The organism is Cellulomonas sp. H30R-01, assembly GCF_010119915.1.
GTDB classification, from domain to species: Bacteria; Actinomycetota; Actinomycetes; order Actinomycetales; family Cellulomonadaceae; genus Cellulomonas; species Cellulomonas algicola.
Genome location: NZ_CP048210.1, coordinates 200,436 through 215,784 on the forward strand (window position 1 = coordinate 200,436; position 15,349 = coordinate 215,784).

At 74.6% G+C, this 15,349-nt stretch carries 14 protein-coding genes; 12 read left to right on the forward strand and 2 right to left on the reverse strand.

Features of this window, described 5'->3' with window-relative positions; translation table 11 throughout:
- Positions 1-59: 59 nt before the first annotated feature.
- Complete coding sequence (locus GXP71_RS00865; protein ID WP_124341021.1) at positions 60-368, reverse strand: transcriptional regulator; 309 nt, start codon at positions 366-368, stop codon at positions 60-62.
- The gene (locus GXP71_RS00870) at positions 365-856 is read right to left on the reverse strand and encodes a hypothetical protein (protein ID WP_124341020.1); all 492 of its coding nucleotides are present in this window, start codon (positions 854-856) and stop codon (positions 365-367) included. The genes GXP71_RS00865 and GXP71_RS00870 overlap by 4 nt, the downstream gene beginning before the upstream one ends.
- A gap of 137 nt (positions 857-993) precedes the next feature.
- On the opposite strand from GXP71_RS00870, the gene GXP71_RS00875 reads away from it, so the two are divergent.
- From GXP71_RS00875 to GXP71_RS00930, 12 genes are all read left to right on the forward strand, one after another.
- Positions 994-1,599, forward strand: coding sequence for a hypothetical protein (locus GXP71_RS00875; RefSeq protein WP_162351110.1), 606 nt, complete (start codon positions 994-996; stop codon positions 1,597-1,599).
- An 11-nt stretch (positions 1,600-1,610) separates the two neighbouring features.
- Entirely contained in the window at positions 1,611-2,258 is a 648-nt protein-coding gene (locus GXP71_RS00880; protein ID WP_238402540.1) for a MazG family protein, read from the forward strand.
- Between the two features lie 238 nt (positions 2,259-2,496).
- Positions 2,497-4,059, forward strand: a complete 1,563-nt coding sequence (locus GXP71_RS00885; protein ID WP_162351111.1) for a Re/Si-specific NAD(P)(+) transhydrogenase subunit alpha — start codon at positions 2,497-2,499, stop codon at positions 4,057-4,059.
- Positions 4,059-5,444, forward strand: a complete 1,386-nt coding sequence (gene pntB / locus GXP71_RS00890; protein WP_162351112.1) for a Re/Si-specific NAD(P)(+) transhydrogenase subunit beta — start codon at positions 4,059-4,061, stop codon at positions 5,442-5,444. Before GXP71_RS00885 ends, pntB begins: the two co-directional genes overlap by 1 nt.
- A 136-nt stretch (positions 5,445-5,580) precedes the next feature.
- The gene (locus tag GXP71_RS00895; RefSeq protein ID WP_162351113.1) at positions 5,581-7,620 is read left to right on the forward strand and encodes an endo-1,4-beta-xylanase; all 2,040 of its coding nucleotides are present in this window, start codon (positions 5,581-5,583) and stop codon (positions 7,618-7,620) included.
- 156 nt (positions 7,621-7,776) lie between these two features.
- Positions 7,777-9,060 carry a phosphopyruvate hydratase gene (gene eno, locus GXP71_RS00900; RefSeq protein WP_162351114.1) on the forward strand — a complete coding sequence of 428 codons (1,284 nt, stop codon included), beginning with the start codon at positions 7,777-7,779 and terminating at the stop codon, positions 9,058-9,060.
- Positions 9,061-9,417: 357 nt separating this feature from the next.
- Positions 9,418-10,104 carry a septum formation initiator family protein gene (locus tag GXP71_RS00905; RefSeq protein ID WP_238402542.1) on the forward strand — a complete coding sequence of 229 codons (687 nt, stop codon included), beginning with the start codon at positions 9,418-9,420 and terminating at the stop codon, positions 10,102-10,104.
- 50 nt (positions 10,105-10,154) lie between these two features.
- Positions 10,155-10,718 (forward strand): DUF501 domain-containing protein, encoded by a 564-nt coding sequence (locus tag GXP71_RS00910; protein WP_370520961.1) that lies wholly within the window; start codon positions 10,155-10,157, stop codon positions 10,716-10,718.
- 179 nt (positions 10,719-10,897) lie between these two features.
- The gene (locus GXP71_RS00915; protein ID WP_162351116.1) at positions 10,898-11,851 is read left to right on the forward strand and encodes an exopolyphosphatase; all 954 of its coding nucleotides are present in this window, start codon (positions 10,898-10,900) and stop codon (positions 11,849-11,851) included.
- A 220-nt stretch (positions 11,852-12,071) separates the two neighbouring features.
- Positions 12,072-12,428, forward strand: coding sequence for a PadR family transcriptional regulator (locus tag GXP71_RS00920; RefSeq protein ID WP_162351117.1), 357 nt, complete (start codon positions 12,072-12,074; stop codon positions 12,426-12,428).
- Complete coding sequence (locus GXP71_RS00925) at positions 12,425-13,606, forward strand: hypothetical protein (RefSeq protein WP_162351118.1); 1,182 nt, start codon at positions 12,425-12,427, stop codon at positions 13,604-13,606. The genes GXP71_RS00920 and GXP71_RS00925 overlap by 4 nt, the downstream gene beginning before the upstream one ends.
- Positions 13,607-13,744: 138 nt before the next feature.
- Positions 13,745-15,262 carry a GH1 family beta-glucosidase gene (locus GXP71_RS00930; protein ID WP_162351119.1) on the forward strand — a complete coding sequence of 506 codons (1,518 nt, stop codon included), beginning with the start codon at positions 13,745-13,747 and terminating at the stop codon, positions 15,260-15,262.
- The last annotated feature ends 87 nt before the right edge of the window (positions 15,263-15,349 follow it).

Genomic DNA, 15,349 nt, shown 5'->3' on the forward strand with positions numbered 1-15,349 from the left:
CTCCGGTCGCCCGGTGGCCCGGGTCGACCCGCAGGACGTCGTCGAGCAGTCGTGCGCGGTCAGCCGCGGGCGATCTCCGCGAGCGCGGCGAGGTGCGCCTCGACCGCGCGTCGCCCGTCAGGGGTCAGCGTGACCCACGTGAGCCGGCGCGCGTCGGCGCGGGCGGGCGACCGTTCCTTGCGGACGCTCACGTAGCCGGCGTCGGTCAGCACGCGCAGGTGCTTGGACAGGCTCGTGTCGGTCAGCCCGAGCGTGTCCCGCAGCACGGCGAACTCGAGCTCCGTGCCGCGTCGCAGCACTCCGGCGATGCGCAGCCGGGCGGGCGCGTGGACGACCTCGTCGAAGGCCGGGACGACCTCGCCGGTCATGCGTGCGGGTGCTCCGCGGCGAGCTCGCGTCGCTGCGCGTCGTCGTACCAGGGGCCGAGGACGACGGCCGCGACGAAACCGACGGCGGCGGGCACGAGCGCCCACACGTACGCGACGTCGGTGAGCCGGACGACCAGCGTGGCGGCGAGGACGAGCACCAGGACGACGATCAGCGCGCGGTACAGCGCACGCGACCGCGGGCCGGCGGGCTCGGCGACCCAGACCCCGTAGCGCCGGCGGTAGAGCACGACGAGCGCGGGCAGCCCGAACAGCGCGACGGGCAGCAGGACCAGCGACGCGGGCGACGGGAGGGCCTGCGTGCAGACGATCAGCGCGACGACCGCGCCGAGCGTCGGGTGGTACCACCAGGGCGTGACGACGCGCGCGGCGAGCGACGCCCGGTCGGCCGCGAGGTCGGCGAGCGCGCTGCGCGCCTCCGCCGGCGTCGGTCGGGGCGAGGGCACCGCGCCGTCCAGGTCGTTTTCCATGTCGGCAAGTCTACGGATGACTTGCCGATCGGGAAAGTGTCTTCTGCGGGCGAGCCCGTCGGGGGAGGGATGCGGGATGCACGGCCGGACCGCCTACGATGACGCCGATCGACGAGCGACGACGCGGGAGGTCCCTGGTGGCGGTGCAGTGGCGTGCGGGTACGGGCGTGCGACGGGTCGGTGTGGTGCTGGCCGGCGGTGTGGCCGCGGGCGTGCTCGCCGGGTGCGCGGGACAGCCCGGTGCGGCGGCGGTCGTCGACGGGACGGCGATCCCCACGTCCGACGTGCGGGTCGCGTCCGACGAGCTGCGGCCCTACCTGCAGGACGTGTCGCCGGCGAACGTGCTCACGGTCCTGGTGCACGAGCCGACGATCGTCGCGATCGCGGAGGAGAACGGCGTCGGCGTCTCCGAGGAGGAGGCCGCCGAGCTGCTGGACTCGGTCGCGAAGCAGCGCGACCCGGAGGCGGACGCGACCTTCTCGCAGCCGTCGCTCGACGTCGCGCGCTACTCGCTCGCGTACACGCGCCTGCAGGAGCTCGAGGACGCGCAGGAGGTCCTCGGTGACGCGCAGGACCGCATCGCGAAGCTCGACGTCGAGGTCAACCCCCGGTTCGGCACGACCGACGACGTGAACACGATCCTCCCGCCGACGGCCCGCCCGTGGATCGTCGTGCCGGCGACTGGCGGCACCCAGGGCGACGGCACCGCGCCCGCACCCGAGCCCAGCCCGTCGGCGTCCTGACGGGGGGCGACGTGAGCGCCCGGTCGGGCCCGCACGACGACGCGCTCACGCAGCTGGTCGCCGTCATGGACCGGCTGCGGTCGCCCGGCGGCTGCCCGTGGGACGCGCAGCAGACGCACCGCTCGCTCGTCCCGTACGCGCTCGAGGAGGCCGCCGAGCTCGCCGAGGCCGTCGAGGCCGACGATCGCGCCGGGCTGCGCGAGGAGCTCGGCGACCTGCTGCTGCAGGTCGTCTTCCACGCGCGGATCGCGCAGGAGGACCCCGACGACCCGTTCGACGTGCAGGACGTCGCGGCGGACCTCGTCGCGAAGCTCGTCCGGCGGCACCCGCACGTGTTCGGCGATGCGGAGGCGGTCCACGACGAGGAGGGGCAGCACGTCGCGTGGGACCGCGCGAAGCGGGCCGAGAAGCAGCGCGTGTCGGTCTTCGACGGTGTGCCGCTGGGTCTCGGCGCGCTCGCGCGGGCGCAGAAGCTCGTCGCACGTGCGGAGCGCGCGGGACACGACGTGTCCGTACCGGCGGCGGCGCACGACGCACCGCTCGGCGACCGGCTGCTCGCCCTCGTCGCCGAGGCGCGCGCGGCGAACCTCGACGCGGAGGGCGAGCTGCGCCGCACGACGGCCGCGTGGGAGCAGGGCCACCGGGCGGCGGGCGTCTGACCCCGCGGGCCGCCTGGCGTGGAGCGTCTGTCGCGCTCCGCGCGACACCTCCTCCACGCGAGCGGCGTCCGGAGGGCGCAGGCTGCGGGGTCGCGCTGCCACCTGCGCGGCCGGGGCATGCTGGCAGAAGGATCGGGTTCCTTCCCGGACGAAGGTCTCGCGTCGGAAGGCGCTTTCCCGGGTACGCTCTGCACCGTGACCGGGCACGACCCGGCCGCTCGAACCGACGGAGGTACGTGTGACGACCATCGGGGTGCCGCGCGAGGCGCGACCCGGCGAGCGGCTGGTGGCCGCGACGCCCAAGACCGTCGCGCAGCTGCGCGCGCTCGGCTACGACGTGCTCGTCGAGCACGGTGCCGGCGCGGGTGCGACGTTCGACGACGCCGCCTACGAGGCCGCGGGAGCGACGACCGTCGACGCCGCGCAGGCGTGGGGGGCCGACGTCGTCACCGCGGTCGGCGCGCCCGACGCGGAGCAGGTCGCCGCGCTGCGGCCCGACGCGGTCCTGGTCGCGATGCTCAACCCGGGCGGGCGCGGGGACCTCGTCGACGCCCTCACCGCGCGCGGCGTCACGGCGCTGTCGCTCGACGCCGTGCCGCGCATCTCGCGCGCGCAGAGCCTCGACGTGCTCTCGACGCTCTCGAACGTCGCCGGCTACCGGGCCGTCGTCGAGGCCGCGCAGGAGTACGGGGGCATGTTCGCCGGGCAGGTCACGGCTGCGGGCAAGACGCCGCCCGCGAAGGTCTTCGTGATCGGCGCGGGCGTCGCAGGGCTCGCGGCGATCGGTGCCGCGGACAGCCTGGGGGCCCAGGTGCGGGCGTTCGACGTCCGGCCCGAGGTCGGCGAGCAGATCGAGTCGATGGGTGCGACATTCGTGCGCGCCGAGTCCGCCCAGCAGCAGGTGAGCGCCGACGGGTACGCGTCCGCGCTGACGCAGGACCAGGAGGCCGCGACGGCCGCGGTCTACGCCGCCGAGACGGCCGCCGCCGACGTCGTCATCACCACGGCGCTCGTGCGCGGCAGCGCGCCGCGGACGATCACCGCGGCGATGGTGGCCGGGATGCGGCCGGGCAGCGTCATCGTCGACCTGGCCGCGTCCGGCGGGGGCAACTGCGAGCTCACCGTGCCGGGGGAGCGCGTCGTCACCGAGAACGGCGTCGTGATCCTGGGCTGGACCGACCTGGCCGGTCGGCTCCCGCAGCACACGTCGCAGCTGTTCGGCACCAACGTCGTGCACCTGCTCCAGCTCCTCACGCCCGGCAAGGACGGCGAGCTCGTCCTCGACCTCGACGACCCGGTCCAGCGCGGCATGACCGTCACGCGCGCGGGCGAGGTGCTGTGGCCGCCGCCGCCCGTCGCCGTGTCGGCCGCGATGCCGCCGCCCGCCGACACGGCGCCGAGCCTCGAGGAGATGGCCGCCGCCGAGGCCGCCGCGCACGCGCTCGCCGAGCGCCGCACGCAGCGCCGCACGGTGACGTTCGCGCTCGCGGCCGTGCTCGTCGCGCTCGCGATCTCGTTCGCGCCCGCCGCGTTCCTCGGCCACTTCACCGTGTTCGTGCTCGCCGTGTTCGTCGGCTACTACGTCATCTCGAACGTCAGCCACTCGCTGCACACGCCGCTCATGGCCCAGACCAACGCGATCTCCGGGATCATCCTCGTCGGCGCCCTGCTGCAGATCGGGTCCGACGACGGGGTCGTCACCGTCCTCGCGTGCGTCGCGGCGGCCGTCGCGAGCGTCAACATCTTCGGCGGCTTCCTCGTGGCGAACCGCATGATCCGCATGTTCCGGAAGGACGCCTGATGTCCCTCACGTCCGTCGCGCAGGCGGTCTACCTCGTCGCCGCGGTGCTGTTCATCCTGTCGCTCGCCGGGCTGTCCCGGCAGGAGACCGCACGCCGCGGGAACCTGTCCGGGATGGTCGGCATGGGCCTCGCGCTCGCCGCCACGGTCGCGCTCGCGCTCGACGGCAGCGAGCGGGAGGTCGGCGTCACCGCGGCGCTCATCGCGGCCGTGCTGCTGGTGGGCCTCACGGTCGGCACGTGGCAGGCGCGACGCGTCGAGATGACGCAGATGCCCGAGCTCATCGCGATCCTGCACAGCTTCGTCGGCCTCGCCGCGGTGCTCGTCGGGTTCAACTCGTACCTCACCGAGCCGGCCGACCCGGTGCACCTCGTCGAGGTCTTCCTCGGCGTCCTCATCGGTGCGGTGACGTTCACGGGCTCGGTCGTCGCCTACCTCAAGCTCTCGGCGAAGATCCCCTCGGCGCCCCTCATGCTGCCGCGGCGCAACACGCTCAACCTCGCGGCGCTCGTCGCGTCGGCCGGCCTCGGCGCCTGGTTCGTCACGGCCCCGTCGATCGTGCCGCTGCTGGTCATGACCGTCCTCGCGCTCGCGCTCGGCTGGCACCTGGTCGCGTCCATCGGTGGCGGCGACATGCCCGTCGTGGTGTCGATGCTCAACTCGTACTCCGGGTGGGCCGCGGCCGCCGCCGGCTTCATGCTGAGCAACGACCTGCTCATCGTCACCGGCGCCCTCGTCGGGTCGTCGGGTGCGATCCTCAGCTACATCATGTGCAAGGCGATGAACCGGTCGTTCGTCAGCGTGATCCTCGGCGGGTTCGGAGCCGAGGAGGGCACGGTGGCCGCGGTCGACCGGGACTACGGCGAGCACCGCGAGACGTCCGCGCAGGACGTCGCGGACCTGCTGCGCGACGCCAAGCGCGTCGTCATCACACCCGGCTACGGCATGGCCGTCGCGAAGGCGCAGTACCCGGTCGCCGAGCTCGTCGCGAAGCTGCGGGCGCGCGGGGTCGAGGTCCGGTTCGGCGTGCACCCCGTGGCGGGCCGCCTGCCCGGGCACATGAACGTGCTGCTCGCCGAGGCCAAGGTGCCGTACGACATCGTGCTCGAGATGGACGAGATCAACGACGACTTCGGCGACACCGACGTCGTGCTCGTGATCGGCGCGAACGACACCGTCAACCCGGCGGCGCTCGACGACCCCGGCTCGCCCATCGCGGGCATGCCCGTCCTCGAGGTGTGGCACGCGAAGCAGGTCGTCGTCTTCAAGCGCTCGATGGCCACCGGGTACGCGGGCGTCCAGAACCCGCTGTTCTTCCGCGACAACACCGCGATGCTCTTCGGCGACGCCAAGGAGCAGACGGAGAAGATCGTGCACGCCGTCTGACACCCGACCGAGGGCACGTCCCCGCCGCCACCTGCGGGGACGTGCCCTCGAAACGCTTCACACCTGGACCCCGCCCCGGCCCGCTCCGTAGCGTCACGCGCGCCCCCGCCGCCTGCCGCGAAGGACCTGCCCGCTCATGCCCCACCCCGGCGCCCGCACGCCCCTGCGCACCGCGACCGTGCTGGTCGCCGCGCTCGCGCTCGTCCTCACCGGTGTGCTCGCCGCGCTCCGCGCCCAGCCCGCGGCGGCGGCCACGGTGACGGTGCTGAGCGCGGACTTCGAGGCGGGCGTCGCCGGCTGGGCCGGGCGCGGCGCCGCGAGTGTCGCGGTCGACGGGACCGACCACCCGCGCGGGACGCAGAGCCTGAAGGTGACGGGCCGGACGGAGTCGTGGAACGGCGCGACGCGCGACGTCACGACGCTGTTCGAGCCGGGCACGACGTACACGGTCTCGGCGTGGGTGCGGCTGCCCTCCGGCTCGTCGGGCACCGCGGGCGTGCGGCTGTCCGCGCAGCGCGACAACCCGAGCGGGACTGCCTACGAGACGATCGCGACGGCCGACGGCGTGACCTCGGGCTCGTGGTCGCAGATCACCGGCTCCTACACGCCCGGCCCGTTCGCCACCGCGTCGCTCTACGTCGAGACGACGGGCTCGCTCACGGACCTGCTGCTCGACGACGTCCTCGTCACCAGCACGGCCCTCACCCCGGACCTGACGCTGCCGTCCCTGCGGGAGACGTGGGCGTCGTCCTTCCCGCTCGGCGCGGCCGTCGAGGCGCCCGAGACGCTCGGCGCGCGCTCCGACCTGCTGCTGCGGCACTTCGGCCAGGTCACCGTGGGCAACGCGATGAAGCCCGACGCGACGCACCCCGCCGAGGGCACCTGGACGTTCGCCGGCGCCGACCAGATCGTCGACCACGCGGTCGCGCACGACCTGCGCGTCTACGGGCACACGCTGCTGTGGCACCAGCAGACGCCGGCGTGGTTCTTCCAGGACGTCGACGGCACCGCGCTCACGACGAGCGCCGAGGACCAGGCCCTCCTGCGGTCGCGGCTCCAGACCCACATCCAGACGCTCGCCGACCACTTCCGCACGACGTACGGCGAGTACGGGACCGCGGGCAACCCGATCTTCGCGTTCGACGTCGTCAACGAGGTGATCGACGAGAACCAGCCCGACGGCCTGCGCCGCAGCGAGTGGTACCGCGTGCTGGGCCCGTCGTACATCGCGGACGCCTTCCGCTACGCGCGTGCCGCGTTCGGGCCCGAGGTGCAGCTGTTCATCAACGACTACAACACCGAGTTCTCGAACAAGCGCGCGCCCTACCTCGCGCTCGTGAGGAGCCTGCTCGCGCAGGGCATGCCCGTCGACGGCGTCGGCCACCAACTGCACGTCGAGGTCGGGCGGTCGATCGCCGGCATGGAGGACACGATCACCGCGTTCGAGGCGCTGCCCGTCACGCAGGCCGTCACCGAGCTCGACGTCTCGACCTACCGGTCGTCGGGGGAGTCGTGGACCGCGCCGCCGCAGTCGAGGATCGTCGAGCAGGCGTACTACTACCGCGACGTGTTCGCGATGCTGAAGAAGCACGCGTCGTCGCTCGAGTCGGTGACCCTCTGGGGGCTCGACGACAGCCGCACGTGGCTGCGGTCGGGCGCCGCGCCGCTGCTGTTCGACGGCACGCTCACGGCGAAGCCCGCCTACTGGGGGCTCGTCGACCCGTCGCGCATCGAGGGCACGCCGACCCCCACCCCGACGACGACGACGCCGACTCCGACGACGCCGACCCCCACACCCACCACGCCGACCCCGACGCCGACGACGCCCACCCCGACGCCGACGTCCGGCGGATCGTGCGTCGTCGACTACCAGGTGAGCAGCGCCTGGCCGGGCGGGTTCGTCGGGCAGGTGACGGTCGTCAACGACGGGACCACGCCCGTCGACGGCTGGACCGTGCGCTGGACGTTCGGCGCGGGCGAGCGCCTGTCCCAGGCGTGGAGCACGACCGCGACGCAGCAGGGCAGCACCGTCACCGCGACCCACCTCTCGTGGAACTCCCGGCTCGCCGCCAGCGGCGGGTCGACGACGTTCGGGTTCATCGGCACGTCGACGGCGACGCCGGCCGCGAACCCGACGGCCGCCAGCCTCAACGGCACGGCATGCGTGGTGCGCTGACCGCAGACGGAGCACCGGCGTTGCGCCGTGCGGGGGACGGGGTCCGCCCCTACCCGCGCGGCGCAGCCGTGTCCAAGGCCGGACGTCCCAGCACGGTCCTCCGTGCACCCCACTAGGGTGAGGTCGTAAACCCACCCGCTCGTCGAAGGAGCACCCATGGCCAGCATCGAGGCCGTCGGCGCCCGCGAGATCCTGGACTCGCGCGGCAACCCCACCGTGGAGGTCGAGGTCGCCCTCGACGACGGCACCATCGCCCGCGCTGCCGTGCCCTCGGGTGCGTCGACCGGCGCGTTCGAGGCCGTCGAGCGCCGCGACGGAGACAAGTCCCGCTACCTGGGCAAGGGCGTCGAGGAGGCCGTGAACGCGGTCATCGACGACATCGCCCCCGAGCTCATCGGCTTCGAGGCCACCGAGCAGCGTCTCGTCGACGCCGCGCTCATCGACCTCGACGGCACCCCGAACAAGGGCAAGCTCGGCGCCAACGCGATCCTCGGCGTCTCGCTCGCCGTCGCGAAGGCCGCGGCCGACTCGGCCGACCTGCCGCTGTTCCGCTACATCGGCGGCCCGAACGCGCACGTCCTGCCCGTCCCGATGATGAACATCCTCAACGGTGGGTCGCACGCCGACTCCAACGTCGACATCCAGGAGTTCATGGTCGCCCCGATCGGCGCCACGACGTTCCGCGAGGCGCTCCGGACCGGCACCGAGGTCTACCACTCGCTCAAGTCCGTGCTGAAGAGCAAGGGCCTCGCGACGGGCCTCGGCGACGAGGGCGGCTTCGCGCCGAACCTCGAGTCGAACCGTGCCGCGCTCGACCTCATCCTCGTCGCCATCGAGCAGGCCGGCTTCACGGCCGGCACCGACGTCGCGCTCGCGCTCGACGTCGCGGCGACCGAGTTCTTCAAGGAGGGCGCCTACCAGTTCGAGGGCCGGGCGCACACCCCCGACGAGATGGTGGCCTACTACGAGCAGCTCGTGGCCGACTACCCGCTCGTCTCCATCGAGGACCCGCTGTCCGAGGACGAGTGGGGCACGTGGTCGCAGCTCGTCGGCCTGGTCGGCGACAAGGTGCAGATCGTCGGCGACGACCTGTTCGTCACCAACCCGGAGCGTCTGGCCAAGGGCATCGAGCTCAAGGCCGCGAACTCGCTGCTGGTCAAGCTCAACCAGATCGGCACGCTCACCGAGACGCTCGACGCGGTGACGCTCGCGCAGCGCAACGGCTTCACGACGATGACCTCGCACCGCTCCGGCGAGACCGAGGACACCACCATCGCCGACCTGTCCGTCGCGACCAACGCGGGCCAGATCAAGACCGGTGCTCCCGCCCGTGGCGAGCGCATCAACAAGTACAACCAGCTGCTCCGCATCGAGGAGGAGCTGGACGACGCCGGCCGCTACGCCGGGCGCTCCGCCTTCCCGCGGTTCCGCCAGGGCTGACCCGACCGGGTCCCGCTCGACGACCGGAGGCCGGTCACCCCACGGGGTGGCCGGCCTCCGGCGTCCCCAGCGGCCGGCGTCCCCAGCGGCCGGCGTCCCCAGCGGCCGGCGTCCCCAGCGGCCGGCGTCCCCAGCGGCCGGCGTCCCCAGCGGCCGACGTCCCCAGCGGCCGGCGTCCCCAGCGGCCGGCGTCCCCAGCGGCCCGACCCCGGCGGCGGGCCGACGACGCGACCCGCCCGTCGCACGTCCGGGCTGGTGGCGTCGCCGGAGGGCACAATCGACGCCATGCCCTCCCCGCGCCGCCCCGTGCCGCCGAGCGGCCCGGGTCGACGGACCGGGTCGCCACGGACGGCTCCGGTGACCCCGGCGGCCGGCACGCCGGCGTCGGGCACCCCGGCGGCGCGCGCGGCGAACCGGCCGACCGCGCCGCGCTCCGGCCCGGTGCCGCGCGTCGGGTCGCCGCCCGGCGGGTCGCGTCCGGCGGCACGTCCCGGCGCGTCCGCCCGCCCGGCCTCGCGCGGGTCGTCGTCGACGCCGCCGCGCGGCACGCCCCGCGCCGAGCGGGTGCAGGTCCGCCTGCCGCGCCTGTTCACCGTGCGGGTCCTCGTGTTCTCGCTCGTGCTGCTGCTCGCGTTCGTGCTCGTCTACCCGACGCTGCACTCCTACCTCCAGCAGCAGCAGGAGCTCGCGCAGCTCCGCGCGCAGGTCGCCGCCGCCGAGCAGCGCAACGACGACCTCGAGGCCGAGAAGGGCCGGTGGGACGACCCGGCGTACGTCGCCGCGCAGGCCCGCGAGCGGCTGTCGTTCGTGCTGCCGGGGGAGAAGGCGTTCCGCGTCCTCGACCCCGAGACGGTGCCCGACACGCCCGCCGTCGACCCGGGACCGTCGTCGACCGTGCTCGACGAGAGCGCCACGCAGCCCTGGTACACCTCGGTGTGGCAGTCGGTCGAGATCGCGGGGACCGCACCGAGCCAGGAGCGCGCGCCGACGACCGAGCAGCCCACGACGCCGGCCGAGGGCGACGAGCCGGCGCCCACGCCGTAGTCGCAGCGGCCACGCACCGCGGTACGGCGACGGGCGGTCGGCGGGGGAGAATGCGTGCCGAGGGTGCCGCGCCGGCGCCCGGACCCCGTCCCCGACCCGATCGGACCGTCGTGACCCCGACCGCCGCCACCGCCGTGACCGACCAGGACCTCGTGGTGCTGGCGGAGCAGCTCGGCCGCCCCCCGCGCGGCGTCGTCGGGATCGCCGCGCGCTGCGTCTGCGGGCGCCCGCTCGTCGTGCGCACGGCGCCCCGGCTCGACGACCGCACGCCCTTCCCGACGACGTACTACCTCACGTGCCCGCCCGCGGTCGCCGCGGTGAGCACGCTCGAGGCGTCGGGGCTGATGAAGGAGCTCACGGCGCGGCTCGCGGAGGACGAGGAGCTCGCCGCGGCCTATCGGCGTGCCCACGAGGCCTACCTCGCGGACCGCGAGGAGCTCGGGCACGTCGAGGAGATCGCCGGGATCTCGGCGGGCGGCATGCCGACGCGTGTGAAGTGCCTGCACGTCCTGGCGGGGCACGCGCTCGCGGCGGGACCGGGCGTCAACCCGATCGGCGACGAGGTCCTGGCACTCGTGCGCGACGAGTGGCGCCCGGACCGCTGCACCTGCTGACCGCACGGTCGTCCCGCTTGGCGGCGACCGCCGCCCGGTCGGGGTGAGGTCGCGCGGCGCGCGGTGCCGCGGTGGTGCGGTGCCCGGTCTCGCGTGCCGTCGCGGTCCGCGTCGCGCGCCGCCGCGTGAGCACGTGCCGGCGACGCGAGACGCCCCCCGCCGGATGGGAGGATGTGCCGGTGACGCGTGTGGCTGCCATCGACTGCGGGACCAACTCCATCCGGCTCCTGGTGGCCGACGTCGACCCCGACGCCGGGACGCTGGTCGACCTCGACCGGCGCATGGAGGTCGTGCGGCTCGGCCAGGGCGTCGACCGCACCGGCCGGATCGCCCCGGAGGCGCTCGCGCGGACGCTCGACGCGGCCCGTCGGTACGCGGACGTGTGCGACGGCCTGGGCGTCGAGGCGGTCCGGTTCGTCGCGACGTCGGCGTCGCGCGACGCCGAGAACCGCGCGGACTTCGTCGACGGCGTGCGCTCGCTGCTGGGCGTCGAGCCGGAGGTCGTCGGGGGTGAGGAGGAGGCCGCGCTGTCGTTCCGCGGCGCGACGGGCGTGCTCGCGGCGACCCATCCGGGGCCGTTCCTCGTCGTCGACCTGGGCGGCGGCTCGACCGAGCTCGTGCTCGGCACGTCGGCGCCCGAGGCGGCGTACTCGATGGACGTCGGCTGCGTCCGGCTGACCGAGCGGCACCTGCGGTCCGACCCGCCGACCGCCGACGAGGTCGCCGGTGCGCGCGCCGACGTCGCGGCCGCGCTCGACGTGGCAGCCGGCGTCGTGCCGCTCGGCAAGGCCGTGACGCTCGTCGGGCTCGCGGGGTCGGTGACGACCGTGACGGCGCACGCGCTGGGGCTCGACCGCTACCGGCCCGAGCGCATCGACGGTGCCGTGCTGTCCGTCGACACCGTGCTCGCGGCCTGCGACGACCTGCTCGGACGGACGCGTGAGGAGCGCGCGGCGCTCGGCTTCATGCACCCCGGCCGCATCGACGTGATCGGTGCGGGCGCGCTCGTCTGGCACGACGTGGTGACGCGGGTGCGCGACGAGGTGGCGGCTGCCGGTGGCACGCTCACCGAGGTCGTGACGTCGGAGCACGACATCCTCGACGGCATCGCCTGGAGCGCCGTCCCCGCGTGACCGGCGCCGACCGTGCAGGCCCGGCGCCGCGCTCCTGACGGCGCCGGCCTCGCGCGACCCAGCGGCGCGCTGCACCACCGCGTGTGCGACACGGCCCGGAACGTGGCCCGCTAGTGCGCACTGTGTACTAGTGTGCGCCGTGCGGGAGCCTGGAGGGAGGTTCCCGCACCAGACACGACGGCCCCGCGCCACGGGCGCCGCGACCGGACGGAGGCGGCCGATGGACACGACCCAGCTGCTCAAGGGGGTGCTCGACCTCGCGGTGCTCGCGGTCGTCGCCGACGAGGACGGGTACGGGTACGACGTCGTCCGCCGGCTGCGCGCCGCGGGCATCGAGGAGGTCGGCGACGCGTCCGTCTACGGCACGCTGCGCCGGCTGTACTCGTCGGGCGCGCTGACCTCGTACGTCGTGCCGAGCGACGAGGGACCCCACCGCAAGTACTACGGCATCAACGCGCAGGGCCGGGCGATGCTCGAGGCGCAGCGCAAGGACTGGCAGGAGTTCGCGGGCACCATGGCCCGGCTGCTGGACACGGACGTCCCGGGCGGAGCGCGGGGCCGGAAGGGATCGCGATGAGCACGCAGGCCGTCACCTCGGACGTCGCGCAGTACGCCGCGGCGGTCCGCCAGCACCTCGCGGGTCTCAGCCCCGAGCAGGTCGAGGACCTGACCGACGACCTCGAGCTCGACCTCCAGGACGCGCTCGACGACGACCGCCGCGTCGGCCACGGCCGCACGCTCGCCGACCTGCTCGGGACGCCCGAGGCGTACGCGACCGACCTGCGCACCGCCGCGGGCCTCGACGCGCCCGCGCCGCAGCGTGCGCGTCGTCCGGTCCGCGACGCGCTCATCTGGCCGGTCCGCCGCGGGCGCGAGCTCGGGCGCCGTGTCCTCGCGACACTCCGGCAGCACGCGTGGTGGCCGCCCGTCGAGTCGTTCGCCCTGTCCCTGCGGCCGGTGTGGTGGGTCGCGCGCGCCTGGGTCGTCTACGTGCTGGTCGTCGCGCTGCTCGTCGGCGGCTATCAGTGGGTCCCGCACACGGCCTGGACGTGGCTGCTGCTCGGGGCCGCCGTGGTCGCGAGCGTGCAGTGGGGACGCGGCTCCTGGGTGGCGTCCCGGCGGACCAGGTGGATGCCGCTCGTCGCGAACGTCGTCGCCGTCGTCGCGATCCTGCCCGTCCTGTCGACGCTGCAGAGCGACGTCCGGACCGCCCGCTGGTACCCGACGACCTCCGCCGGGACCGCGGTCGAGTACCGCGACCAGATGGTCGACGGCGTGGTCGTCGACGGCGTCCAGGTGAGCAACCTGTTCGTCTACGACGCCGAGGGCAACCCGCTGAGCGACGTGCAGATCTTCGACGACCGCGGGCGTCCGGTCCGCACGACGTTCGACGAGGGCTGGGAGCCGTGGACCCTCCCGGGCGTCGACGAGCCGTGGCAGTTCGTCGGCGCGACGGCCGCGGACGGTCGGACGCGGTGGAACGTCTACCCGCTGCGCGGCGGTCCGACGTCGCAGTTCGGGTATGACGACGACGGCGGCCGCATGGTCCTGAACGCCGGGGTGCGCGCGGATCTCCCGCCGCTGCCCTTCGCGAAGGCGCCCGCGGTCGACGTGCCCGCGGCGCAGGGCGCGACGTCGTCGGGCGGGACGGTCGTCGCGGACGGTCAGGACGGCGCCGCTGACGCGGGTGCCGACGCGGGGACGCCGTCGCCGCAGCCCACCGGACCGGCCGCGGGGGAGACGTCCGCACCCTGACCGCGGGACCGTCACGCGGCGCCGGGACGTCGCGCGACACCGGACGACGCGTCGCGGCCGGTGTCGCGCGACACCAGGACGACGCGTCGCCGCCGATGCCGGGCGACACCTCGACGACCCGTCGCCGCAGGTGGGAGCATGCCGATCGTGCCCGACCACACGGTCCGCCGGACGACGTCGGCGTCCGCCTCCCCGGTCTCGCGCCGCGACGTCCTGCGGCTCGGCGGGGGAGCGCTCGCGGCCGCCGCGCTCGCCGCGTGCACGCCCGGCGCCGACGCGCCGTCGCCGACCGTGAGCGCCACGCCGACCTGGACCCCGCCCGCGGGGCCGATGCGGCTGCCGGACGGGTTCGTGCTCGGCGCGGCCACGTCGGCGTTCCAGGTCGAGGGCTCGACGACCGCCGACGGCCGCGGCCCGTCGATCTGGGACACGTTCGCCGCGCAGCCGGGGAACGTCCGCGGCGGTGCGACGGGCGACCCGGCCGCGGACCACTACCGCCGCTGGGCGCAGGACGTCGACCTCGTGGCGGACCTCGGCCTCGACGGGTACCGGTTCTCGGTCGCGTGGCCGCGCATCCAGCCGACGGGTTCCGGCCCGGTCAACCCGGCGGGCGTCGACTTCTACCGGCGCCTCGTCGATCGGCTGCTCGAGCGCGGCATCGAGCCAGCGGTCACGCTCTACCACTGGGACCTTCCGCAGCCGCTGCAGGACCGCGGGGGCTGGGCGGCGCGGGACACGGCGTCGCGGTTCGCCGACTACGCCGCGATCGTCGTCGACGCGCTGCCGGACGTCACCGGCCCGTGGCTGACGATCAACGAGCCGAAGACCACCGCGTACGTCGGCTACGGCAGCGGCTACCACGCGCCGGGCGTCCGCGACGTCGAGCAGATGGTCGCGGCGGTCCACCACCAGCTGCTGGGCCACGGGCTCGCGGTGCAGGCGTTCCGCGCGTCGGGCGCGTCGGCACCGATCGGCATCGCCCTCAACCTGCAGCCCGTCTACCCCGCCGGGGCGGGCGCGGACGACGCGGCCGTCCGCGCCGACGCGGTCGAGAACCGGCTCTTCCTCGACCCCGTCCTGGTGGGCGGCTACCCGGACGACGCGATCGGCGACCGGCCGGGTCAGATCCCGACCGACCCGGCCGTCCTGGACGCGCTCGTGCGGGACGGCGACCTCGCGACCGTCAGCGAGCCGCTCGACGTCCTCGCCATCCAGTACTACGGCGTCACGGGCGTCGACAGCAGCGGGCAGAACGTGCAGCTGTACCCGACGTCGGACGCGCCCTGGCAGCAGATCCACCCCGAGGGGCTCTACGAGACGCTGACCCGCGTCCGCGACGACTACCCCGGTGCGCCACCGCTCGTGATCACGGAGAACGGCATCCCCGACCGCACGCCCGAGGGCACGACGGACGACGCCGAGCGCGTCGCGTTCCTGCGCGCGCACCTCCAGCAGGTGGCCCGGGCGGTCGACGACGGCGTCGACGTGCGGGCGTACTACGCGTGGTCGCTGCTGGACAACGTCGAGTGGGCCGAGGGCCTGGACCAGCGCTGGGGCCTCGTGCACGTCGACTTCGAGTCGCAGGAGCGCACGCCGAAGACGAGCGCGCGCTGGTATGCCGACGTCGTCGCGCAGCACGCCGTCCCACCCGCCTGACGGGCGTCGACGCAGCGCCGCAGCCGTGCGACGCCGGTCCCTGAGACCAGGCTCACAGCCGTTTCCCAGCCCGTGTGCGCAGCATCA